The sequence below is a fragment of the Serratia sp. NCCP-200 genome (genome assembly GCF_059697885.1).
On record NZ_BAAKUJ010000001.1, the window covers coordinates 189,671 to 210,630 of the forward strand.

The 20,960-nt window shown below is 50.2% G+C and carries 19 protein-coding genes and 1 pseudogene; 12 read left to right on the top strand and 8 right to left on the bottom strand.

Features of this window, described 5'->3' with window-relative positions; all coding sequences use genetic code 11:
- Positions 1 to 92: 92 nt before the first annotated feature.
- Genes AC6HVW_RS00900 through AC6HVW_RS00910 form a run of 3 tightly spaced genes read left to right on the top strand, consistent with a single transcriptional unit; the run spans position 93 to position 2,876 of the window.
- Entirely contained in the window at positions 93 to 491 is a 399-nt protein-coding gene (locus AC6HVW_RS00900; RefSeq protein WP_301178828.1) for a GtrA family protein, read from the top strand.
- On the top strand, positions 488 to 1,399 hold the full coding sequence (locus tag AC6HVW_RS00905; protein WP_447888474.1) for a glycosyltransferase family 2 protein: 912 nt from the start codon (positions 488 to 490) through the stop codon (positions 1,397 to 1,399). The genes AC6HVW_RS00900 and AC6HVW_RS00905 overlap by 4 nt, the downstream gene beginning before the upstream one ends.
- 13 nt (positions 1,400 to 1,412) lie before the next feature.
- Complete coding sequence (locus AC6HVW_RS00910) at positions 1,413 to 2,876, top strand: glucosyltransferase domain-containing protein (RefSeq protein ID WP_071683905.1); 1,464 nt, start codon at positions 1,413 to 1,415, stop codon at positions 2,874 to 2,876.
- A gap of 115 nt (positions 2,877 to 2,991) precedes the next feature.
- On the opposite strand, the gene AC6HVW_RS00915 is transcribed toward AC6HVW_RS00910, so the two are convergent.
- A complete protein-coding gene (locus AC6HVW_RS00915) occupies positions 2,992 to 3,282 on the bottom strand; it encodes a putative quinol monooxygenase (RefSeq protein WP_497569230.1) in 291 nt (96 codons plus the stop codon).
- Positions 3,283 to 3,284: 2 nt separating this feature from the next.
- The gene (locus tag AC6HVW_RS00920) at positions 3,285 to 3,734 is read right to left on the bottom strand and encodes a winged helix-turn-helix transcriptional regulator (RefSeq protein ID WP_497569231.1); all 450 of its coding nucleotides are present in this window, start codon (positions 3,732 to 3,734) and stop codon (positions 3,285 to 3,287) included.
- Positions 3,735 to 3,828: 94 nt separating this feature from the next.
- Between AC6HVW_RS00920 and AC6HVW_RS00925 the strand changes: the two genes are divergently transcribed.
- Positions 3,829 to 5,037: an MFS transporter gene (locus AC6HVW_RS00925; protein WP_497569232.1), complete on the top strand. Its 1,209-nt coding sequence runs from the start codon at positions 3,829 to 3,831 to the stop codon at positions 5,035 to 5,037.
- Positions 5,038 to 5,060: 23 nt separating this feature from the next.
- On the opposite strand, the gene AC6HVW_RS00930 is transcribed toward AC6HVW_RS00925, so the two are convergent.
- The 3 genes from AC6HVW_RS00930 to pcaB all read right to left on the bottom strand — a co-directional run bounded on the left by AC6HVW_RS00930 (position 5,061) and on the right by pcaB (position 9,217).
- A complete protein-coding gene (locus AC6HVW_RS00930) occupies positions 5,061 to 6,311 on the bottom strand; it encodes an MFS transporter (protein WP_497569233.1) in 1,251 nt (416 codons plus the stop codon).
- Between the two features lie 87 nt (positions 6,312 to 6,398).
- Complete coding sequence (locus AC6HVW_RS00935; RefSeq protein ID WP_186486093.1) at positions 6,399 to 7,823, bottom strand: DASS family sodium-coupled anion symporter; 1,425 nt, start codon at positions 7,821 to 7,823, stop codon at positions 6,399 to 6,401.
- Positions 7,824 to 7,864: 41 nt separating this feature from the next.
- On the bottom strand, positions 7,865 to 9,217 hold the full coding sequence (gene pcaB, locus AC6HVW_RS00940; RefSeq protein ID WP_447888470.1) for a 3-carboxy-cis,cis-muconate cycloisomerase: 1,353 nt from the start codon (positions 9,215 to 9,217) through the stop codon (positions 7,865 to 7,867).
- A gap of 244 nt (positions 9,218 to 9,461) precedes the next feature.
- Here pcaB and AC6HVW_RS00945 point away from each other — a divergent pair, with 244 nt between their 5' ends.
- Positions 9,462 to 10,190, top strand: coding sequence for a GntR family transcriptional regulator (locus AC6HVW_RS00945; RefSeq protein WP_497569234.1), 729 nt, complete (start codon positions 9,462 to 9,464; stop codon positions 10,188 to 10,190).
- Positions 10,191 to 10,198: 8 nt separating this feature from the next.
- Here AC6HVW_RS00945 and AC6HVW_RS00950 read toward each other — a convergent pair whose 3' ends face one another.
- A complete protein-coding gene (locus AC6HVW_RS00950; protein WP_497569235.1) occupies positions 10,199 to 10,624 on the bottom strand; it encodes a GNAT family N-acetyltransferase in 426 nt (141 codons plus the stop codon).
- Between the two features lie 89 nt (positions 10,625 to 10,713).
- Between AC6HVW_RS00950 and AC6HVW_RS00955 the strand changes: the two are divergent.
- From AC6HVW_RS00955 to AC6HVW_RS00965, 3 genes and pseudogenes are all read left to right on the top strand, one after another.
- Positions 10,714 to 10,929, top strand: a pseudogene (locus tag AC6HVW_RS00955) (PTS sugar transporter subunit IIC); the annotation flags it as partial.
- Positions 10,930 to 11,149: 220 nt separating this feature from the next.
- The gene (locus tag AC6HVW_RS00960) at positions 11,150 to 11,467 is read left to right on the top strand and encodes a helix-turn-helix domain-containing protein (RefSeq protein ID WP_024485815.1); all 318 of its coding nucleotides are present in this window, start codon (positions 11,150 to 11,152) and stop codon (positions 11,465 to 11,467) included.
- Positions 11,460 to 12,719, top strand: a complete 1,260-nt coding sequence (locus AC6HVW_RS00965) for a type II toxin-antitoxin system HipA family toxin (protein ID WP_071683897.1) — start codon at positions 11,460 to 11,462, stop codon at positions 12,717 to 12,719. Before AC6HVW_RS00960 ends, AC6HVW_RS00965 begins: the two co-directional genes overlap by 8 nt.
- 85 nt (positions 12,720 to 12,804) lie before the next feature.
- Here AC6HVW_RS00965 and AC6HVW_RS00970 read toward each other — a convergent pair whose 3' ends face one another.
- Both AC6HVW_RS00970 and AC6HVW_RS00975 read right to left on the bottom strand, forming a co-directional pair.
- The gene (locus tag AC6HVW_RS00970) at positions 12,805 to 13,242 is read right to left on the bottom strand and encodes a hypothetical protein (RefSeq protein ID WP_497569236.1); all 438 of its coding nucleotides are present in this window, start codon (positions 13,240 to 13,242) and stop codon (positions 12,805 to 12,807) included.
- 149 nt (positions 13,243 to 13,391) lie between these two features.
- On the bottom strand, positions 13,392 to 14,984 hold the full coding sequence (locus tag AC6HVW_RS00975; protein WP_071683896.1) for an ABC transporter substrate-binding protein: 1,593 nt from the start codon (positions 14,982 to 14,984) through the stop codon (positions 13,392 to 13,394).
- A 245-nt stretch (positions 14,985 to 15,229) separates the two neighbouring features.
- On the opposite strand from AC6HVW_RS00975, the gene pepT reads away from it, so the two are divergent.
- From pepT to AC6HVW_RS00995, 4 genes are all read left to right on the top strand, one after another.
- Positions 15,230 to 16,459, top strand: coding sequence for a peptidase T (gene pepT, locus AC6HVW_RS00980; RefSeq protein ID WP_071683895.1), 1,230 nt, complete (start codon positions 15,230 to 15,232; stop codon positions 16,457 to 16,459).
- A 603-nt stretch (positions 16,460 to 17,062) separates the two neighbouring features.
- A complete protein-coding gene (gadC, locus tag AC6HVW_RS00985; RefSeq protein WP_071683894.1) occupies positions 17,063 to 18,652 on the top strand; it encodes a glutamine/gamma-aminobutyrate antiporter GadC in 1,590 nt (529 codons plus the stop codon).
- 65 nt (positions 18,653 to 18,717) lie between these two features.
- Positions 18,718 to 19,656 (top strand): glutaminase A, encoded by a 939-nt coding sequence (gene glsA / locus AC6HVW_RS00990; protein WP_071683893.1) that lies wholly within the window; start codon positions 18,718 to 18,720, stop codon positions 19,654 to 19,656.
- A 2-nt stretch (positions 19,657 to 19,658) separates the two neighbouring features.
- Positions 19,659 to 20,960 (top strand): APC family permease, encoded by a 1,302-nt coding sequence (locus AC6HVW_RS00995; RefSeq protein WP_071683892.1) that lies wholly within the window; start codon positions 19,659 to 19,661, stop codon positions 20,958 to 20,960.

Consider the following 20,960-nt stretch of genomic DNA (forward strand, 5'->3'; position numbering starts at 1 on the left):
AGAATGAAAATCCTCTGTTTTACAGGGGATTTTTCTTTTTCAGTGAGCATTCATTGTGTTAGCCTCGAAAGTTTTGCCATCGGCATGATGTGGTGGCAGAATACGGCAAACTAACTTTTAAGAATTTTTTCGCATTGAATATTTTTTTACGTTATGCATCTGTAGGTGTGCTGAACACCTTTGTTCATTGGGCTGTGTTTGCGCTCATGTTTTTTAGTGGTTTTTCCCAATCAATATCCAACGTTGTTGCCTTTTGCATCGCGGTGACCTTCTCGTTCTTTGCAAACGCCAGGTGGACCTTTAAAAAAGAAGCGACTACTGTCCGCTACATGGCGTATGTGCTGTTTATGGGGGGCATGGCATTTTGCGTAGGTTGGATCGCTGACGAAGTAAAGGCTAACCCAATAGTCACACTGATTACCTTTTCTGCAGTAAGCCTCATATGTGGCTTCATTTATTCTAAACTAGTTGTATTCAAGGATGATAAATGAAAATATCGTTGGTAGTTCCTGTATTTAATGAAGAAGAAGCAATCCCTCTCTTCTATAAATCCGTTCGTGAATATAAAGAGTTTGCAGAAAAAGATATAGAAATTGTGTTTGTAAACGATGGTAGTTATGATAAAACAGAGAACATAATATCAGCCTTGTCGCTAGCTGATGAGAAAATAAAAGTTATAAATTTCACGCGTAATTTTGGCAAAGAGCCTGCCTTATTTGCTGGTTTGGAGGCATCTTCGGGTGATGTCATCATTCCTATCGACGTAGATCTCCAGGATCCAATAGATGTTATCCCGTTATTGTTAAATAAATGGGAAAATGGTGCGGAAGTTGTTTTAGCTAAACGTATAGATAGACAGAGTGATGGAAGAATGAAGCGTAAAACTGCAGAGTGGTTTTATCGCATTCACAACAAAATAAGCAAACCGGCCATAGAAGAAAATGTTGGCGATTTTAGGCTTATGTCTCGAGAAGTCGTGGATAACATCAAATTACTTCCCGAAAGAAACCTGTTTATGAAAGGGATATTAAGCTGGGTGGGTGGAAAGGTTGACATCGTTGAGTATTCAAGAGCCCAACGAGTTGCTGGCTCAAGTAAATTCAATGGCTGGAAACTGTGGAATCTGGCGATAGAAGGTATCACCAGTTTTTCGACCTTTCCGCTACGGGTATGGGCATATATCGGTTTTTTCGTTGCCACTTTATCCTTTACTTATGGCGCATGGATGATTCTGGATAAATTAATTTGGGGCAATCCGGTACCGGGCTATTCCTCTATTATAGTTTCCATCCTCTTCCTTGGAGGTGTGCAGCTAATTGGAATAGGTGTGCTAGGTGAATATGTTGGACGGATTTACATAGAAACAAAACGCAGGCCGCGTTACATAGTTAAAAAGTGAGATGGAAAATCAGATGATCTGCAAAGACGATAAAAAAACATTGGCCTTGTATTCAGGCTTGGCTCTGCTGTTTATATATCCTCTTATTCAAGCTGGGGTGTTTTACAGGGATGACCTAGATCGAGCGATTACAGGGCAATATGGATGGCGTGGATTAGGGCGGCCAATTGCGGATATTCTGATGAAAATCCTATCGGCGAGTGGGCGCTACAATCTTGACCTGTTTCCCTATACAATGATTGCATCTTGTCTGTTTATAGGTGCCGCTTCCTTCTTGCTTTTCAAACATTTGGTTAAAATGGATGTTCCGCATGCCAAACTTGTTGCGGCACTTTTGATATTCAATCCTTATCTATTACAAAATATTGCTTATAGATACGACTCTTTGGGTATGGTAATTGCCTTGTTTCTTGCCGTGTTAGCCTATACCTATAGGAACGACAGCATAATTCGTGAAGGCTCAATAAAAATAATAGCGGGCGTGTTATCGCTAACCCTCTATCAACCATGCATGAATATTTTTATCGGCCTGCTTGCCATTGATATGATGATTATTGCAGTTAAAAGTGAATCTACAATAGCTCATTCCATAAAATTAATAATAAACAAGGCAGTGACATTTGTTTGTTTTTATCTTGTGTACATGCTGTTTTTTGCTGTAAGAAACAACTCTCGTTCGGACATTATTTTGCCGAATGCTGAGGGTGCTGAAAAACTGTTAAGCACGATAAAGGGATTAAAAGAGCTGGTTTTGTCGTATTTTTACGGCCCTGTTTATATCTATTTCCTGGTGCCTGTAGTGGTTGCTTTGGTATTCATGATGGTCAGCAACTATGCACATACCAAGAGAATAATTTCATTCATGATATACGCTTTGCTATCATGCTTTATTTTCTTGGTGTCTCTAATGGGGCCAACAATCCTTCTGCAAGATGCTCCTGTATTCCCAAGGACCCTGGTTTCATTTTCGGTGCTACTGGTTATTATTGCCATTCCGATTATGTATTTTTCTCCTAAATTAAAATATCTATCGCTCGTCCCGCTAATCACCGTTTTTGCATTCAGTGCTCAGCTAAGTAGCGCCATAAAGTCACAGCGTGAATATGAAGACTTTGTTTTTAACATGATTGCCAGAGAAATGCTGAGCTACCCAAACATAGAGACTATCGGCACTACTGGGCAAGTGAATATTAACGAAAGAACCAAGTTAATCATGGAAAACAAGCCGCTGATTGGCCATTTTCTTAGCCCGGCCTCTGAGTTTATTGCATCTTTCCAGTTGATTAATAAGGGATTAACGCAAACGCTGCATGGTTACGTTGATGAGCAAGCCAATATGGATAGACTTGCAGGGATGATAGATAAAGGTATTAAGCCGGTATCCTCTAATAAGGACTATTCGTTATACGTTTCTGGTAATGAGGCTATAGTCACATTGGGAACCACTAAAAATTCACTATCTGTATTGGCTCAATAATTTTTAACTGAGTCTATGAATTTGGTTTATCTGCATCAAGCGGTTAATCTGGCCTGAGTTCGGTATTCAAATCGACTCAGGCCGTTCAGGTTATTGCTTTGCTACTTATCTATGCTTACTCAGGAAAATTATCCATCAATATATAGCTGGCATCCTTACGTTTATGTTGATCGATCAACGGCACCAGGCGTTTAAAGTGTTCGCTCGCGCAGTGAGCATCCAACGCCGCGCGATCGGGCCACTCTTCGATAAAGATAAAGTGCCCGGCGTCCTTTTGGTCGACATACAGATCATAGGCGATGCAGCGGGGTTCCTGCTTGGTGGCTTCAACCAGCTCTTGATAAAGCGGTAACACCGTTTCTATTGCTTCAGCCTTGATAAAATCTTCGGCAATGACTTTCAACATTTTTATACCTCATCCACTTTTACGACTCGGGTATTGCCTAAGTTGAGTGCTTGCCCGGCATGACCGATTGGTGTCATGCGAGGTATTGGCTGGCCGCTGTCGTTTTCCACCAGGCGTGAGTAGTCCTCTCCTGCCGCAAAAAGATGGTCTTCTCCCCATTGGCGCAGCGCGACGATAATCGGGAAGATATCTCGGCCTTTATCGGTCAGCAAATACTCCTGATAGGCGCTGCCATCGGCGGCAGGGCTAACTTGCAAAATCCCCTGGGCGACCAGCGTGCGTAGCCGAGTGGAAAGAATATTCTTTGCCATCCCCAGATTCTTTTGAAACTCACTAAACCGGCTGATGCCGTCAAAGGCGTCGCGGATGATCAGCAGTGACCACCAATCACCCAGCACATCCAAGGTTCGTGCTACCGGGCATTGAGCATCCTCAAGGCTTTTACGTTTCATGCTGCGGCTCCCGAATTATTCTGGTTGCATTATAAAACCTCTTTCACTAAAGTGCATTGAGTTTAATAATGAAACCACTTTGACGAGGCGCTTGATGAGTGATAAACCGCTGGAAACCTTCCGCTCACAGTCTGTCGAGCTTTTGCCTACGTCACTGGTGCTGCTGTTGGCTACAGCCTGCGCCTTCAGCGTGGCCAATGTTTATTACGCGCAACCGCTGCTTGATGCCATTGTGGAGGATTTTAATATCAGCCTGGCAAGAGTAGGGATGGTGATTGCAGCGACCCAGATCGGCTGCGCCTGTGCGCTGTTATTGGTGGTTCCTTTGGGGGATTTGCTGGATCGCCATCGTCTGCTGGCGGTGCAGCAAATACTGTTGATTGCCGCGTTGCTGATGGTTGTGGTGTCTAGTAGCAGTTTGGCGTTACTGGCGGCTATGCTGCTGGTGGGGCTGCTGGGAACCGCGATAACGCAGGGATTGATCGCCTTTGCCGCGACGTTGGCCTCCCCGCAGGAACGTGGACGCGTGGTGGGGGCTGCTCAGGGCGGAGTGGTGATGGGTTTACTGTTGGCGCGCACCCTTTCTGGGTTACTGGCGGATATCGGCGGTTGGCGAACCGTCTACATTTTCTCAGCGGCTCTTACCCTGATATTACTTCCTGTTCTGGCTCGTTTATTACCAAAGCAGCCTGCTTACGAGTTGAAGTTAAGCTATTGGCAACTGCTGAGCTCAATGCTGAGCCTGTTGCGCCATGACCGGATTTTGCAGATACGCGGTATGTTGGCGTTGTTGATGTTCGCGGCATTCAGCATCTTCTGGAGCACGCTGGTTCTCCCTTTGAGCCAACCCCCATTTCTTTTTTCTCATTCGACCATTGGTGCATTTGGGCTGGTAGGGGCAGTCGGAGCGCTGGCGGCGATGAGAGCTGGGCATCTAGCTGACCAAGGCTGGGGGCAGACAGCTAGCGGAGTGTGCCTGTTGTTGCTGATGATCGCTTGGCTGCCGCTTGGGTTGATGGAGCGAGGAATGGCGTACCTGATTGGCGGTATCATCCTGCTGGATCTTGCCGGGCAGGCGATCCATGTCCTCAACCAGAGCATGATTTTCACTGCACACCCGCAGTCCCACAGTCGCCTGGTCGGGTGCTACATGCTGTTTTATGCCGTTGGCAGTGGGCTGGGGGCGTTTGCCGGTAGCCATATTTATGCGTGGGCAGGCTGGCACGGCGTATGCTGGTTGGGTGGTTCGGTAAGCCTGGTGGCATTGCTGTTTTGGTGGCGTACGCTGAAATATTGCCGTTGACCCTTCCATACGCCAGTGCAGGTTTATCCAGCAGCTTTTTTTTCCGCCATACCCTGGATAAACAACAATCCCAACGCAATGACGACTGGGATAAACACCAGCATATTCAGCCAGAACCAGCCGAGAATATGCATCATCTGCCCAGATAACAGAGAGGCTAATGCCGTGGTGCCGAACACAAAAGAGTCATTCAGTGATTGCACCTTCAGCCGTTCTTGATGCGTGTAACAAGCGCTCAGCATGACGGTCGCGCTGACAAAACCAAAGTTCCAGCCGACGCCCAGCAGGATTAATCCGCCCCAGAACCAGATGACCTCGGTGCCTATCATGGAAACCGCCGCGGCACAGGCCGTCAGCAATAGCCCGCTGGCGCAGACGTTACGTGGCCCAAAACGCGATATCAGCCTGCCAGTAATAAACGCCGGCGCGTACATGGCCAGAATATGCCATTGGATACCTAATGTGGCGGTGGACAGGCTGTGGCCGTGATGGATCATCGCCAGCGGCGTTGCGGTCATCATAAAGGTCATCAGCCCATAAGAGACCAGGGCTGCCACTGCGGTGGTGATAAAGCGCAATGAACCGGCGATTTCCCCCAGAGAGCGGATTTTATCTGTTGATGCTGTTTGAACGGGGTCGGAAAGCGGGTTTTGTTGAGCCACTAAGCGAGCGGTCATGCGCCGCATTTGCCATAAAAGCAGCAACGCAATCAACGCCAGCAGAGACTGCCCGAGGAAACTGGCCGACAGGGGAACTGGCAACAGGTTTTGCGTCCAGATCACCAGCTGTGGGCCAATTACCGCTGCCAACAGTCCGCCGAGCATAACCCGGGAGATCGCCACGGGTTGCTCAGGTTTGGCGACATAATCCGTTACCGCAAAACGGTAGCTTTGCACGCACGCCGCGTAACCCCCGGCCATCAGGCAGCCCAGACAGAACAGGATGAAGGAGCCGTTTATGACGCCCCATGCAGCTATTATCCCCCCGATGAACGCACTGAGCGCACCAAGGGTATAGGCGTTAACACGCCCAAAGCGGGCTATCAAGGCCCCTACAGGTAACACCGACAAGGCCAGGCCAATGTTGAAGAGACTGACCGGTAGCGTGGATAAGGCTTTATTACTGCTTAATGTCTCACCCACCAATCCGCCCAGTGAGATGATAATCGCAGGCGAGGATGCACCTATCGCCTGAAGGGCAAAAAGCAGATGTACGTAGCGCTTTGTTTGTGCGCGGTAGGTGTCTATCCCTGTATTGACGCCAGCCGGATCCACGATGGCTATTCCTTGGTTGGTTATGGGTAGTGAATACCCTGAATGAACCAGGCGCTATCTCCATGACGCCTGATTCGGTAATAGCGATCAATAGTACCCTAGCAATTTCCACCAGGCGAGGCCGACAACGAAGATCAGAATGACGTTGAACGTCACCACGCAAAAATTGATTTTGTAGAAACGTGGCCGTTCAAAATATCCCTGAGCGAAGTAAATGGGGCCAGGGCCGCCGCCATATTCGGTATTTCCCCACATCAGATTGCTGAAAATACCAAAACAGATGGCAACCATCATCGGCGGCGCGCCAGCAGCGATGGCGGTAGCTGCGAACGGTGCATACAGTGCAGCGACATGGCCGGAGGCCGTGGCAAACAGATAATGCACATAGATATACAGTATCCCCAGAATGACAAACGTTTGCATTGCGCCAAAACCGCTAATAGTGGTTTCGAGCTTGGTGGTCATCCAACTGATAAAACCGAGGCTGGATAGCCCGCCAGCCAGGCTGATGATGACGCTGAACCAGATCACCGTATCCCACGCGGCCTGATCTTTAAGCAGGTCTTTCCAACTCACGGCATGGGTAGCAAACAGATAGGCGGCCAGCCCCAGCCCTACCGTAGTGGCCGATAATCCTGTCAGCAGGCTGGTGCCCCAGCCCAGCAGTGCCAAGATAAAACCCAGCGCGACCTTTTTTTCAACGCCTGACATCGCACCCAGCTCATTGAGAGCACGGCGTCCCATGTCTTTCGCTTCCGGGGTCTTTTTAAGTTCCGGGTTCAAGATCTTATAGACCAGCAGTGGCATCAGGAAAAAGCACACCATGGCGGGTACGACCGCGGCCACGAACCAGCCACCCCAGGTTATCTCTACCCCCAACGAATCTTTTGCCAGACTGCCCACCAGTGGGTTCGCCGCCATACCCGTCAGAAATATGGCACCGGTAATGGGGGTGAACTGGAAGCACACCATAGTCAGAAAGTCGCCGATCTTTTTACCGCTCTTACCTGGTGCCGAACCTAAGACTTCATTGATAGAGCGTACGATGGGAAAGATGATGCCTCCCGATCTGGCGGTTACCGAAGGCATGGCCGGAGCCATAATCAGATCGGATACCCCTAGCGAGTAGGCAATCCCCAGGCTGCTGCCACCAAATAGTGACAGCATTTTATAGGCGATACGCTTGCCCAAGCCGGAGGTAACGAACCCCAGTGACAGGATATAAGCACAGAAAATCAGCCATACTGTCCCACTGGCAAAGCCGGATAAGGCTTTAGCCTCCGTCAGGGTTCCGGTAAAAATGGCTACGCAAAGCGCGACCAGCATGACTGCCCCGGAGGGCAGTGGTTGAGTCAGAATTGCCGCAATAGTTGCTGCAAAGATGGCGAACATTTGCCAAGCCTGTGGTGTTAATCCCTCGGGTACCGGGTAAAACCAGATCGCCAAGCCTAAAAGCAGGGGGATCAGGGTGGCGATAGCTTTTTTCTTTCTGTCGGGTGATCCTGCTGACATAATTATCTCCTTATACAAGGATTGAATTTCCTGCGGATGCGTTAGCCCTGTTTGGCTGAATGTTGTACTGCCCGATCCACCATTTGCGGTGCCATACCCAAATAATTGGTCGGGTCGGTAAGCTGTTCAATCAGCTCTGGTTGCAGACGGCTGGCAATGGCCGGCAACGCGTTCAGCACATCGGCGAGGCGTCCTCCCTGTTCATTGACAATGCGGCAGGCGTCATACACCACATCATGGGCATCCTGGCGGCCAATATAAGGTGCAAGCCCCATCATCACGGCTTCGGCTACGATCAACCCATTCGTCATGTCCAGGTTTTTTGCCATGGCAGCTTCATCCACAATCAGCCCACCGAGCATAAATCTTGCCTGCTTCAGTGCACCGGCGCTGAGAATGAAGCTTTCTGGGATGGCTATCCATTCGGCATGCCAGGGCCCGGTGGCGCGCTCCAGGTCCTGGACCATCGCATCCAACATCAACCCAGCCTGTTGACGGACTCCTTTAGCGCAGGCCAGCATAAGCTCACTAGAAATAGGATTGCGTTTTTGCGGCATGGTACTGCTGGCACCACGGCCTTTGACGAAGGGCTCATAGAGTTCGCCGAATTCGTTTGAGGCCATCAGCATGACGTCATAGGCGATTTTGCCTAACGATCCGGTGATCAGACCCAACAGGTTAACGGCTTCGGCAAAACCGTCGCGTGCGACATGCCAGGTGGAGGCAGGAGTGCCCAGCTTCAGCTCTTCCATCATCGCCTGCTGCACAGCCAGCCCCTTATCCCCCAGCGATGCCAACGTCCCGGCGGCTCCGGCGAATTGGCCTACCAGGACGCGCGGGCGGGCTTGCGCCAGGCGTTCGGCGTGCCGATCAAACATATTGAGCCAGATTGCCGCCTTATAGCCGAAGGTGATCGGCAAGGCTTGCTGCAAATGGGTGCGTCCGGCCATTGGGGTGGTTCGGTAGCGCTGTGCCATGTCAGCCAGAATGCGGCGTAGTTCGTTGATATCGGTTTCGATAAGTTCGAATGCATCGCGGATTTGCAGGACGACAGCGGTATCCATAATATCTTGTGTCGTTGCACCCCAGTGAACGTATCCCCCTGAGCTGCCAGCCTGCTTCGATATCTGATGCACCAACGGCAAAATGGGATAGCCAACGATTTCGGTTTCATGACGCAGTAGGTCAAAATCCAGCGTGTCTGCACTGCAGCTGGCCGCAATTTCCTCTGCGGCTTCTGCTGGGATCACCCCACAGCGAGCTTCGGCTTTGGCCAGAGCGACCTCCACTTCGACATACTTGCGCACCAACTCGCGATCATCAAAAATGGCACGCATTTCCGGGGTACCAAAAGCGTCACGGAACAGAATAGAATCAAGAACATTAGAAGCCATATTGCCTCCCTGAGTGTAAGAATGGTGGTAAGATTTATTTCATATGTCATATAGGACAGGTGGCTAAACAGCAGCTCGTGAGGAGCGAGGAAACGAGGACTCTTGCTGTTCAGGTTACTTTAAATGTCCGTACATTTAATATGTCCGGACAATATATAATGTACGGACATTTGAGCAAAGCTGTCTTGCTACAGCTTTGTGAGGTTGATCTGAAAGTTTTTTCGGGAGTAACGGCCAGACCGCTATGAAAGAATCTCTTTATAAACGTATTGCTCGTGAGCTGGTGCAAAGCATTGCCTCGGGTAAGTACCCGGTTGGCACGTTTTTGCCACCTGAAATGGAGCTGTGTGAACAGTTTGATGTTAGCCGACATACCATCCGTGAAGCTTTGCGTGATATCACCGAGCAGGGATTGATCGTCAGGCGCAAGGGGATTGGCACACTGATAGTGGAAAAAAAGTCAGACAGCGCGATGAATCACCCGCTGGCCAGCCTGGAAGATTTGCTTTTCCTGGCCAACAACAACCTTCGGGTGGTTAAAAAGATTGATGAGGTGGTGGCTGATGAGGCGCTATCTCAAGTGATCGGCGGTTCGCCGGGTTCGCGCTGGTTACATATCGCCAGTATCCGTGAAGACGGCGCAAAGAAAGACGCGCCCATCTGCTGGACAGACAGCTATACCCGCCTGACTTATGACAAAATACGTCGCCTGGTGCGCAGCGATCCCTATGCATTGATCAGTGAGCTGATTGAAAAGCATTATGGGGTCAAGAGTGAAGAGGTTCGTCAGACCATCACCGCCGTTGGCGTATCGCCGAAAATTGCCAAAGTGCTTGGTGTTGAACCCGGCTCACCCGCGCTGAGAATTGTTCGTCGTTACGTTGACCGTCATGGTGAAACGTTCGAAACGACGGTGTCTATCCATCCGGCGGACAGATACGCTTGTTCTATTGTGTTAAGACCGCAAGCTTAAGGACAACGCTATCTTTTCGGTGAATACATCAGGTAATACTCTTCACCGCCGTCACAGCCAGTGGAGGCGATCTGCCAGCCGTGCTTGTGATAGAACGTCAGCGCCTTGTCGTTTTTCACCAGGCACTTGAGCGAGCCGGTTGAGGTAAACGTCCGTTCTGCGGCATGCAACAGCGCGCTGCCCACGCCCTGTGGCGGCAACAGGGGGTCGACATACAGGTTATGAATAAAATTATCGGCGCGATATATCGAGACAAAGCCGAGCAGCTTGCCGTCCTGCTCGACTACCCAGATCTCTTCACCAATCGTTGAGCGATCAAAATCTTCCAGCCGATAATTTTGCGTGTCACGCCAGGTAAAGGCGGCTTGGCGAGCGGCCAGATACAGGCTGCGCAGGAAAGGGCGATCGGCCTCTTGGTAAGGTCTTATGTGCATGGCGGCTCCTGATGATTTGCTAGCACTATAGCTGACAATCAACTCATTTCAACGCTGGTACCCAGCCATTGGCCGATCCCTTCTACTCCGCCGTTGGTTTTGGCCTGTTGCTCAAGGTTATGATGAAGACGTCGTTTATTCCGTTCTTTATCGTCGGCTTTTTGTTCGTCACCTTTATTCCGGTACAAAATCTGCTGCCGGTAGCCGTGCTGGGCGTGGCGTTTGCGGTCTACGAATACTTTAACCAGCAGAAAAAGGCTGCGGCTCCAGCAATCACTTCGGGAGATCTGGAAGATGGCATCTGAAATCAATGTGACCGAAACGGCGCTTGAAACTCTCCCTCGGGCTACCTGGTGGTGGCCCTTTATTTCTCGAGTGATTTAGGAATATAAATCCATTTTATTGTGTGTTAAGTCAATATAATCAGTATAAGACACAATATTTTGTAGTTATAGGCCTTGTTGGCTGTAACGGCTAACTCTATAATTTAGTGTGTTAGGTAGCTTTAACTAAGGGGGGACAAACATGTTGGACTTAAGCCTCAGTAAGCCGAGTGAGATAGTCAAACTTCTGTGTGAGCGCCTACGTACAGAACGGTTAGCTTTGCAGATGACGCAAGCTGATGTGGCCGCACGCGCTGGCATTGGGGTCAATACGGTGTCCAATTTGGAGGCTGGGCGCAGCGTGGGCTTCGAGAACGTGATCCGGGTAGCCATGGTGCTGGGACGAAGTAAGGAGCTGGAAGCGCTCTTCTTGCCTAAGCTGGATAGCTTGGAGGACATTCTGCGCTATGAAAGCAGTGCCAAGCGTCAACGCACCAAGAGGAAACTCACTCATGCTTGAACAGGTTGATGTCTATTATGATGGCTGGGGTGAGCATTGGCGGTGGGGCACACTGGTTTCTACGACAGCGATTACCGGTCGTCCGCTGATTGCGTTTGAGTTCAGCGACGAGGCGAAGAATAGAGGATTAGAGTTGTCCTCCTTCAGACTTCCTTTGGCGGGGGGCAAGTTACGCAGGGATTTCCCACCCCATCAATGGGGGCTACCTGGGCCTGTCTACGACTCGTTGCCAGACGGTTGGGGCATGTTGCTGATGGATCGTTTGTTCAAGCGCCGCGGCCTCAATCCAGCACGTATTGGCCCATTAGAACGCTTGGCCTACATTGGCAATAATGCCATGGGGGCAATGTCGTTCGAGCCTGTGGCACTCGAGGGACTAGTGCCTGAAGTGCATCTTGCCGTTGAGCGGCTGGCCGCAGAAGTACAGGAAGTGCTCAATGGTGAGGGAGGGGAGTTCCTGCAGCAATTGCTGTTGGTGGGCGGTTCTCCGCAAGGTGCCAGGCCAAAGGCCCTGGTTTATCGCGATCCTCAAAACGGAACATTTACCACCGCTTCCATACCAGGATTTGAAGCCTGGCTGATCAAGTTTCCGGCCAAACAAGAGCATCCCGAAGTGTGCGCCATCGAAATGGTCTATGCCGAATGCTTGCGCACGTGCGGTATCCAAACCCCCGATACTCAGCATTTCACCCTGCCTGATGGGTTAGCGGCCTTTGCGATCAAACGCTTTGATCGCCAAGACGGCCTACGCGTGCCCATGCAAAGTCTTGCCGCGTTTACCGGAGCCGATTACCAAACTGCTGGAACTTTGGACTACGTAAATTTCTTGCGTGCCACTCAGTTATGTACCAATGATATGCGGCAGAAGGCGCTCGCGTTTGAGCGTGTAGTCTTCAATATTGTGTTCAACAACCGAGACGACCACCCCAAGAATTTTTCCTACATCATGTCATCGATCGGTGAATGGACGTTAGCACCGGCCTACGATGTGACTTTTTGTGAGGGGCCGGGCGGATACCATCAGATGGACGTGATGGGCGAGGCTTTGGCGATATACCGAGAAGGTCTGCTAGCCCTGGCGGATGAAGCAGAAGTCCCAATGGATACGGCTGGCAGCATCATTGATCGAATGTGTGATGTGGCCAGCCAGTTTACGACTATAGCTCGCAACATGTTCCCAAGTGCGATCACGCAAGATACCCTGCGCACTATTCAACATCGCATTGACGAAAACATCGATCTGCTACGCTAAATCTGGGGTTAAGTACTCAAGGGCAACGGCCCGAAGGTTATAACCCCTTCACTGCAATCAACGCAGTGTTTAACTGAGCTACCGCCTACTTGGCAGACATATCGGGATAGGTGAAAAAGTCATTCAGCACGCGGAAAAACACCTCTTTCGTCTGTACATCCACCGCCATTGAGTGTGCCATGCTCGGTAGTAAACGGTCGGCGGCTCCTGCACTCTTGAACAGCTTGGCAGCTTTTTGTGCGCAAACATCAAAGGTGCTCATGTCGATATCGGTACGTGCCGGAATTGACCCTTTGATCTGATTAAAACGACGTTGGAAATCGGGATCCATAAGCACATTCGCCAAGTGGCACTGTGCCTCAATGGCTGTGGCGTTGCCGTTCTGCTGCAAAATGGCAAAGCTGTCGATGCCGTAGATAAAATAGCCTTCACTGTCAGGTGTCGCGACGCACAGAAAATCTTTCCCCGGCACGGCGCCCATCTGCATCCGTTCGTCTTTAGCCCAGTCCCCCATGATCATCATGGCTGCCTTACCGCTGTAGAGCAGTTCGGCGGACTCTTGCCATGGGCTGCGTACATAATTAGGATCGATCTAGTCATGCAGGCAGCGGAACAAAAAGGCTTCATTCCTTTCGGTTTGAAGCCCTGAGTCATCTTTACAAGCGTCAGCGTTTACTTCACATCGACCTGATAGAAAATGTGTTTGCCGAACGGGTCGATTTCGTATCCGGTGACCTCTTTGCGCACCGGCTCAAAAATCGTCGAGTGGGCAATCATCACCGCAGGCATCTGATCGTGCATCATCTGCTGGGCTTCTTTGTACAGCGCTACACGTTTTTCGTGGTTACTTTCGGCGCGAGCTTCCAGGATCAACTTATCAAACGGCTGATAGCACCACTTCGACGAGTTAGAACCGCCGTTGGCTGACGTGCAGCTATACAACGGGCCAAAGAAGTTATCCGGGTCGCCGGTTGCCGTGGTCCAGCCCATCAGTGCGGCCTGATGCTCGCCGTTTTTCACCCGCGTCAGGTACTCGCCCCACTCGAAAGTGACTACTTTGGCCGTTACGCCCACTTTCGCCCAGTCGGCCTGGATCATCTCGGCCATGCGCTTGGCGTTCGGGTTATACGGACGCTGAACCGGCATTGCCCACAGATCGATGGTCATGCCGTTGGCGAAGCCGGCTTCTTTCAACAGCGCTTTGGCTTTCTCCGGATCGTAATCGTAATCTTTCAAATCCGCATCGGCACTCCACACGCCCGGTGGCAGTATATTTTTCGCCGCTGTGCCGGTGCCGTGGAAAACTGCCTCGATGATCGCTGGTTTATTGATGGCCAGCGCCAACGCCTGACGGACTATCACGTTATCCAGCGGTGCCTTCTGGGTGTTAAACGCCAGGAAGCCGGTGTTCAAACCCGCTTTTTGCATCAGGTTGATGTCTTTATTTTCCCGCATGCGTGGCAGATCTGCCGGGTTAGGGAACGGCATCACCTGGCATTCATTTTTTTCCAGCTTGGCGTAGCGGATCGACGCGTCCGGCGTGATGGAGAACACCAGACGGTCGATTTTCGCTTTGCCCTGCCAGTAATCAGGGAAGGCGCTAAACAGGATGCGGGAGTCTTTCTGATACTGCTTCAGTTCAAACGGCCCGGTGCCAATCGGCTCCATATCCACACGCTCTGGTGTGCCCGCTTTCAACATGCTATTGGCGTATTCCGCCGAGAGAATTGAGGCGAAATACCAGCCTAAATCGGCAACAAACGGTGCTTCCGGATGGGCCAGAGTGAAACGCACGGTATGGTCATCAACCTTGTCGATGGCGGTAATTAACTTGCCAAACTCCAGGCTCTCGAAGTTGGAGTAGTTGCCGTTGGAAACGTTGTGATAGGGATGGTTTGGATCTTTCTGGCGCATAAACGAGAAGATCACATCATCGGCGTTAAAATCGCGCGTCGGCTTGAAATATTTGTTGCTCTGGAACTTCACCCCTTGGCGCAGATGGAAGGTGTACACCTTACCGTCTTCACTGACGTCCCAGCTTTCTGCCAGGCTAGGCTGTAGTTCGGTGGTACCGACTTTGAAATCCACCAGTCGGTTATATATCGGCACCGCGCTGGCATCTACGCTGGTCCCGGAGGTGTAGAGCTGCGGGTTAAAGTTTTCTGGTGAACCTTCTGAACAATAGACTAACGTTTTTGCTGCTACCCCAGAGCTTATTGAGAGCGCTGCTACGGTCAGCGCAAGCTTTGTAATTTTAATTATCATCACTATCTTCCTGTTGGTGAGCCTACCACTGAAAAATAAAGCTTGTACTAAAGCGCTTAATAAATAACATTAAATTTACATTGTCAGCAAACAACATCGAACGATAACAATGAGGTCAACGCTAGCCTCGGTAAAGGCAGTAGTTGGCAAAAATAAACTCTAACAAAAGGGTGAATTCTGAAAGATTGCTCTGGTGATCCTAGCCATGGGAGCCTTGCAAACGGGATGCGTTCATATACAACACAATGTCTTCACCGCTCGCCACGCAGTTAACCCAACGTTTCTTCCGCTACCTGGCCGTCACCAGCCAGAGTAACCCAGCGGTAAGTACTTTACCCAGCACTCCTGGCCAGTTCGCCATGGCAGAAATGTTGGCAGAGGAACTACGCCAACTTGGCCTGGATAATGTGGTTATTGACGAACATGCCACCGTCACCGCAGTGAAAAAAGGCAACGTACCCGGCGCGCCACGTATCGGGTTCATCACCCATATCGATACCGTTGACGTCGGTTTATCGCCGGATATCCATCCACAAATCTTGCGTTTTACCGGTGAGGATTTGTGCCTGAACGCGCAGCAAGATATCTGGCTACGCACCGCTGAACACCCGGAAATCAAAGCCTATCCGGGGGAAGAGATTATTTTCAGCGACGGCACCAGCGTGTTGGGGGCGGATAACAAAGCGGCTGTCACGGTAGTGATGACGGTGTTGGAAAACCTTACCGCAGAGGACCAACACGGCGATATCGTGGTGGCATTTGTACCGGACGAAGAGATTGGCCTGAACGGTGCCAAAGCGCTGGATCTGGCGCGTTTCGACGTCGACTTTGCCTGGACCATCGACTGCTGCGAATTGGGCGAAGTGGTGTATGAAAACTTCAACGCCGCCAGCGCCGAACTCCGCTTTACCGGTGTGACCAGCCACCCGATGTCCTCCAAAGGCGTGCTGGTGAACCCACTGCTGATGGCGATGGATTACATCAGCCACTTCGATCGCCAGCAGACTCCTGAGCATACCGAAGGGCGTGAAGGCTATATCTGGTTTAACGGCATGCAGGCATCACAAAGCGAAGCGCTGCTGAAAGCCAATATCCGTGATTTCGATTTGGCGAACTTTGAGCGCCGTAAACAGCAGATTGGTGAAGTTGCGGAGAAGATTGCTGCGCAGTATCCCACCGCCCGGGTGGAGTATCACATCAGCGATACCTACAGCAATATCAGCAATGCCATCACCGATGACCGCCGGGCCATTGATCTGATTTTTGCCGCACTGACCGAGTTGAACATTGAGCCTAAAGTCATCCCGATGCGCGGGGGCACCGATGGTGCTGCGTTGTCGGCAAAAGGGTTATTAACGCCCAACTTCTTTACCGGCGCGCATAACTTCCATTCGCGGTTCGAGTTTTTACCCCTCAAGTCGTTCGAGGCTTCCTACAATGTGGCGTTAACGCTGTGCAAGCTGGCGGCTAAATAAGGACTGGCTAGCCAGGCTGAGTCTTGAGCTTCTTTGCTCTGGCCTGCCTGGCGTCAACGGGCATATTCCGTCGGTTACGGCTTATTTATTAAAATTAAAGTAATAAAAAACAATAATTAATAGATTTTAATTCCATGGATGTATTCTTGGTTATGTTTTAATGTGGCGCATTATTTTTTCAAATTTTGGAGGTTATAATGACCTTTCTTTTAGTGTGCCTGCTGGGATTTTTTTTGATGAAAAAACGCCATTATCTTTTCTAAGTGAACTATATTTGTTATGCACGGAATGAAGGAGGAAGGTGCTTTAAATCCTAGTGAGAAACCAATGGCTTTCTACTAACTCAGTATGCTTCTGATATTACAAGCTTAAACTAGTTTTTATATTGGTAAACTTTTTTGACCTCTAGAGGTAATTAAATGGCCAATAAAGGTAATGAACATATTTATCTTGGGAAAAGGCTATCCAGTATGGTTTCAACCATGCTGGATAGCGATTAACAGACTTATTGCTTCGTATCATGAACACCGCAAATGTTGCTGCGGTGCTCATGGAAGATTGATCACTCAGCTTGGCATTATGCCAATGGGGGGTAACTAGTTTATGTCTAATTCTGTTTCTAATACCGCTAAGCCCGGTCATTCAGCCAAGAAACTTGGTATTGCTACACTTGCCATTATGAATATCGTTGCCGTAGTGAGCTTGAGAGGCTTACCCGCAGAGGCTGAATATGGCTTGAGTTCGATATTTTACTATCTGTTTGCCGCCGTTTTTTTCCTGATCCCGGTGTCACTGGTGGCTGCAGAGTTAGCGACCGGTTGGCCGGAAAAAGGCGGAGTGTTCCGTTGGGTCGGGGAAGCCTTTGGTCCTCGTCTGGCCTTCTTGGCCATGTTTATGCTGTGGGTAGAAGTCACCGTCTGGTTCCCGACCGCACTGACGTTTGCTGCTGTTTCTCTTGCCTTCATTGGCCCGGAACAACGGTGGGATGAGGCTTTATCGGCGAATAAATTCTTTGTGTTAGGGATAGTACTAGGTATTTATTGGCTGGCGACCTTTATTGCTTTCAAAGGGGTTGGTACCTTTGCCAAAGTGGCTAAATGGGGCGGCATTATTGGCACCATAATACCGGCCGTGATCCTCATTGTGCTGGGTTTCTCCTATTTAATGTTTGGTGGTGCACCGCAGGTGACTCTGGCATGGGGTGACGTCATTCCTGATTTCAATAATTTCGACAATGTCGTGTTGGCCGCAAGTATCTTCCTGTTTTATGCAGGGATGGAGATGAATGCCATTCACGTAAAAGACGTCGACAACCCGAAAAGAAACTATCCTATCGCTATTATGTTAGCGGCAGTGGGGACCGTGCTGATCTTTGTGCTGGGCACGCTGGCGATTGCTTTTGTGGTCCCTCAGTCCGATATCAACCTCACCCAGAGCTTATTGGTTGCCTATGACACTATGTTTAAGTGGGCGGGCCTAGAATGGCTGGGTCCGATTGTGGCTTTTGCATTAGCCATTGGTGTGCTGGCTGGCGTAGTGACTTGGGTTGCGGGTCCTTCTTCTGGTCTGCTGATTGTCGCGAAGGCGGGTTATTTGCCCCGCTGGTGGCAACATACCAACAAGAATGACATGGCAACCCATATTCTGCTGTTGCAGGCATTGCTGGTTTCGCTATTAGCGACATTGTTTGTGGTGTTGCCTTCCGTACAGGCGGCCTACCAGATTATGAGTCAGTTGACGGTTATTCTGTATCTGGTGATGTATATGCTGATGTTCGGCTCTGCCATTTATCTGCGGCATAGCCAGCCTAATCGTCCACGTCCTTATCGTATTCCTGGGGGGGACATTGGAATGTGGGTGATCGGTGGTGCAGGTTTGGTGGGGTCAATTCTGGCGTTTGTCTTCAGTTTTATACCGCCAAGCCAAATATCGGTGGGTAGCCCTGAGGGATATGTAAGCATCTTGCTGGTCCTGACCGCGTTCTTTGTGGTGCTGCCATTCCTGATTTACATGCTGCGCAAGCCGCATTGGCGTGATGAGAACAGCGATTTTGCCCCGTTCACTTGGCAAATCGAAAGTGGGCACCCAGGTATTGCAAGCGCTTCAACTTCGCACACCAGCGATGTAGTGGCGACCGGTGTGGTGAAAACTATTGAGCCTGCTGCACCAGTCGCTCCGCTGCCAAAACCTTAATATTTCTTTCAAGGGTTGGGAGTATTAGCTCCCAACCCCGAAAATTCAGTCTGGGAGCCAACAACATGACTATCGATTTACAACGTCTTCAACAGGTGGCATCGGATGCCTATACGCAGTATTCCACATTGAGTGGCGGCGAGAATGCCAGCTATATCCCTTTTTTAGCGAGCGTGCCAAGCCATTTAGCCGCCTTGGCGATTGTGACCGTTGACGGGGATATCATTTCTCATGGCGATGCGGAGTTTCGCTTCGCGCTGGAGTCAATTTCAAAAGTGTGCTCGCTCGCCTTGGCGTTGGAAGATGTTGGCCCACAAGAGGTTCAGGACAAGATTGGTGCCGATCCCACCGGTTTGCCCTTTAACTCGGTGATTGCTCTGGAGCTGCATAACGGCAAACCCCTCTCACCGTTGGTGAATGCCGGGGCAATGTCAACGGTGAGCTTAGTGAAAGCGAGTGACCGGGAAAACCGCTGGTCGCGTATTCTTGATATGCAACAGCAGCTAGCGGGGGCACAGATCGCACTCTCTGACGAGGTGAATGATTCAGAGCAAACGACCAACTTCCATAACCGTGCGATCGCCTGGTTACTCTATAGCGCCGATGCGATGTACTGCGATCCAATGGAAGCCTGCGATGTGTATACCCGCCAATGTTCAACGCTGCTTAATACCATTGAATTAGCCACTATGGGGGCGACAATTGCCGCTGGTGGTATTAACCCCGTCAGCAAAAAGCGAGTGCTGACAGAGTCTAATACGCCCTATATTTTGGCAGAAATGACGATGGAAGGGATGTATGGCAGTTCCGGTGATTGGGCGTATACCGTTGGATTACCGGGTAAGAGTGGTGTTGGGGGGGGGATCCTGACCGTGGTACCCGGTGTTATGGGGATTGCTGCGTTCTCGCCTCCTCTCGATCCCGTTGGTAACAGCGTCCGCGGGCAAAGAATGGTTGCGGCTGTTGCCCAGCAAATGGGGTATAACCTTTATCGGAGCCGTTAATTATGAACAGGCCGCTGGTTTCTGCGAGTGGAGATAAATCCCTGACGGTTTTTAATGTTGCCGCGCTTGGCATTGGTGCCATGGTGGGGGCCGGGATTTTTGCGTTACTCGGTCAGGCGGCTCTGTTAGTTCATTCGGCAACCTGGCTGTCGTTTGCTATCGGTGGGGTGATCGCGTTATTTGCCGGTTACGCGTATTCCTGTCTCGGCGCGTTTTATCCTAGCCGGGGCGGGATTATTACTTTTTTCCAGCACGGATTACCGTCTACTGTCCTGAGTAACATGTTGTCGTTGCTCTATTTGATCACGCTTGCGCTGACAATTGCGATGGTTGCACGGGCTTTTGGTGCATACGCGCTCCAACTGTTTCACTCCGACCCCTCCTCGATTTGGCTGCTCCGTACTTATTCAGGTGGGGTCATATTGGCTCTGGTGCTGGTAAATATTATCAGCACTAAGGTGGTGGGGCGTACCGAAAACGTTCTGGTGGTCATTAAGCTTGCTATTTTAGCTGTCCTCATCCTTGCTGGCATAATGACCATCAAACCGCAGATGTTGGAAATTCAGCAGATACCTAGCGCGCAAACCTTGTTTTCTAGCGTAGGGCTCACGTTTTTTGCCTATGCAGGGTTTGGCATGATGGCCAATGCGGCTGACAAGGTAGCAGACCCGCATCGTACGATGCCCAGAGCTTTCATGCTGGCGATTGGTGTGACCATCGTATTATATATTTCGTTGTCCCTGGTGTTGCTGGGCAACGTTTCGGCATCAGATTTGGCTAAGTACGCAGATACCGCTGTGGCCCAGGCGGCTTCTCCCATTTTGGGTCCGATTGGTTTTACTGTGGTGGCTATTGGTGCCTTGCTGGCTACCGCTTCGGCGATTAATGCCACGGTGTTTTCCGCATTCAATATTATGTCCAGTATGGGAATGAACGGCACGCTGCCTGCGATGTTCAAACAGACACTATGGCGGCAGGCGACGCGTGGCAATATTGTTGCTGCGATAGTCGTACTGGTTCTTTCCCTCTCCTTGGATTTAGGTTCGCTAGCCAATGTTGCCAGTGCGACATTTTTAATCTGCTATTTAGCCGTTTTTTTCGCCGCATGGCGGTTACGCCTGCAAATTAATGCCTCCTCCATTTTAATCTTGTGTGGCGGTGGATTAATGTTATTGGTATTTGTCGGCTTTATTTATAGCCTGATGCAGCAAGGGCTGAAAGAAGCGATAATTATTTTTGTTGCGCTGGTCATCAGTTGGCTATTTGCGTTAAACGCCAAGCGTAAATCACATGTCCTGGAGTGA

Excerpts from the sequence above, each read along its gene's own strand:
- AC6HVW_RS00965 (WP_071683897.1), top strand. The coding sequence starts at position 11,460 with ATGCTTGAACAGGTTGATGTCTATTATGATGGCTGGGGTGAGCATTGG.
- AC6HVW_RS00920 (WP_497569231.1), bottom strand. The coding sequence starts at position 3,734 with ATGAAACGTAAAAGCCTTGAGGATGCTCAATGCCCGGTAGCACGAACC.
- gadC (WP_071683894.1), top strand. The coding sequence starts at position 17,063 with ATGTCTAATTCTGTTTCTAATACCGCTAAGCCCGGTCATTCAGCCAAG.
- AC6HVW_RS00905 (WP_447888474.1), top strand. The coding sequence starts at position 488 with ATGAAAATATCGTTGGTAGTTCCTGTATTTAATGAAGAAGAAGCAATC.
- AC6HVW_RS00970 (WP_497569236.1), bottom strand. The coding sequence starts at position 13,242 with ATGATGATCATGGGGGACTGGGCTAAAGACGAACGGATGCAGATGGGC.
- AC6HVW_RS00975 (WP_071683896.1), bottom strand. The coding sequence starts at position 14,984 with ATGATAATTAAAATTACAAAGCTTGCGCTGACCGTAGCAGCGCTCTCA.
- AC6HVW_RS00925 (WP_497569232.1), top strand. The coding sequence starts at position 3,829 with ATGAGTGATAAACCGCTGGAAACCTTCCGCTCACAGTCTGTCGAGCTT.
- AC6HVW_RS00950 (WP_497569235.1), bottom strand. The coding sequence starts at position 10,624 with ATGCACATAAGACCTTACCAAGAGGCCGATCGCCCTTTCCTGCGCAGC.
- AC6HVW_RS00935 (WP_186486093.1), bottom strand. The coding sequence starts at position 7,823 with ATGTCAGCAGGATCACCCGACAGAAAGAAAAAAGCTATCGCCACCCTG.
- AC6HVW_RS00915 (WP_497569230.1), bottom strand. The coding sequence starts at position 3,282 with ATGTTGAAAGTCATTGCCGAAGATTTTATCAAGGCTGAAGCAATAGAA.
- glsA (WP_071683893.1), top strand. The coding sequence starts at position 18,718 with ATGACTATCGATTTACAACGTCTTCAACAGGTGGCATCGGATGCCTAT.
- pepT (WP_071683895.1), top strand. The coding sequence starts at position 15,230 with ATGTCTTCACCGCTCGCCACGCAGTTAACCCAACGTTTCTTCCGCTAC.
- AC6HVW_RS00945 (WP_497569234.1), top strand. The coding sequence starts at position 9,462 with ATGAAAGAATCTCTTTATAAACGTATTGCTCGTGAGCTGGTGCAAAGC.
- AC6HVW_RS00910 (WP_071683905.1), top strand. The coding sequence starts at position 1,413 with ATGATCTGCAAAGACGATAAAAAAACATTGGCCTTGTATTCAGGCTTG.
- AC6HVW_RS00995 (WP_071683892.1), top strand. The coding sequence starts at position 19,659 with ATGAACAGGCCGCTGGTTTCTGCGAGTGGAGATAAATCCCTGACGGTT.
- pcaB (WP_447888470.1), bottom strand. The coding sequence starts at position 9,217 with ATGGCTTCTAATGTTCTTGATTCTATTCTGTTCCGTGACGCTTTTGGT.
- AC6HVW_RS00960 (WP_024485815.1), top strand. The coding sequence starts at position 11,150 with ATGTTGGACTTAAGCCTCAGTAAGCCGAGTGAGATAGTCAAACTTCTG.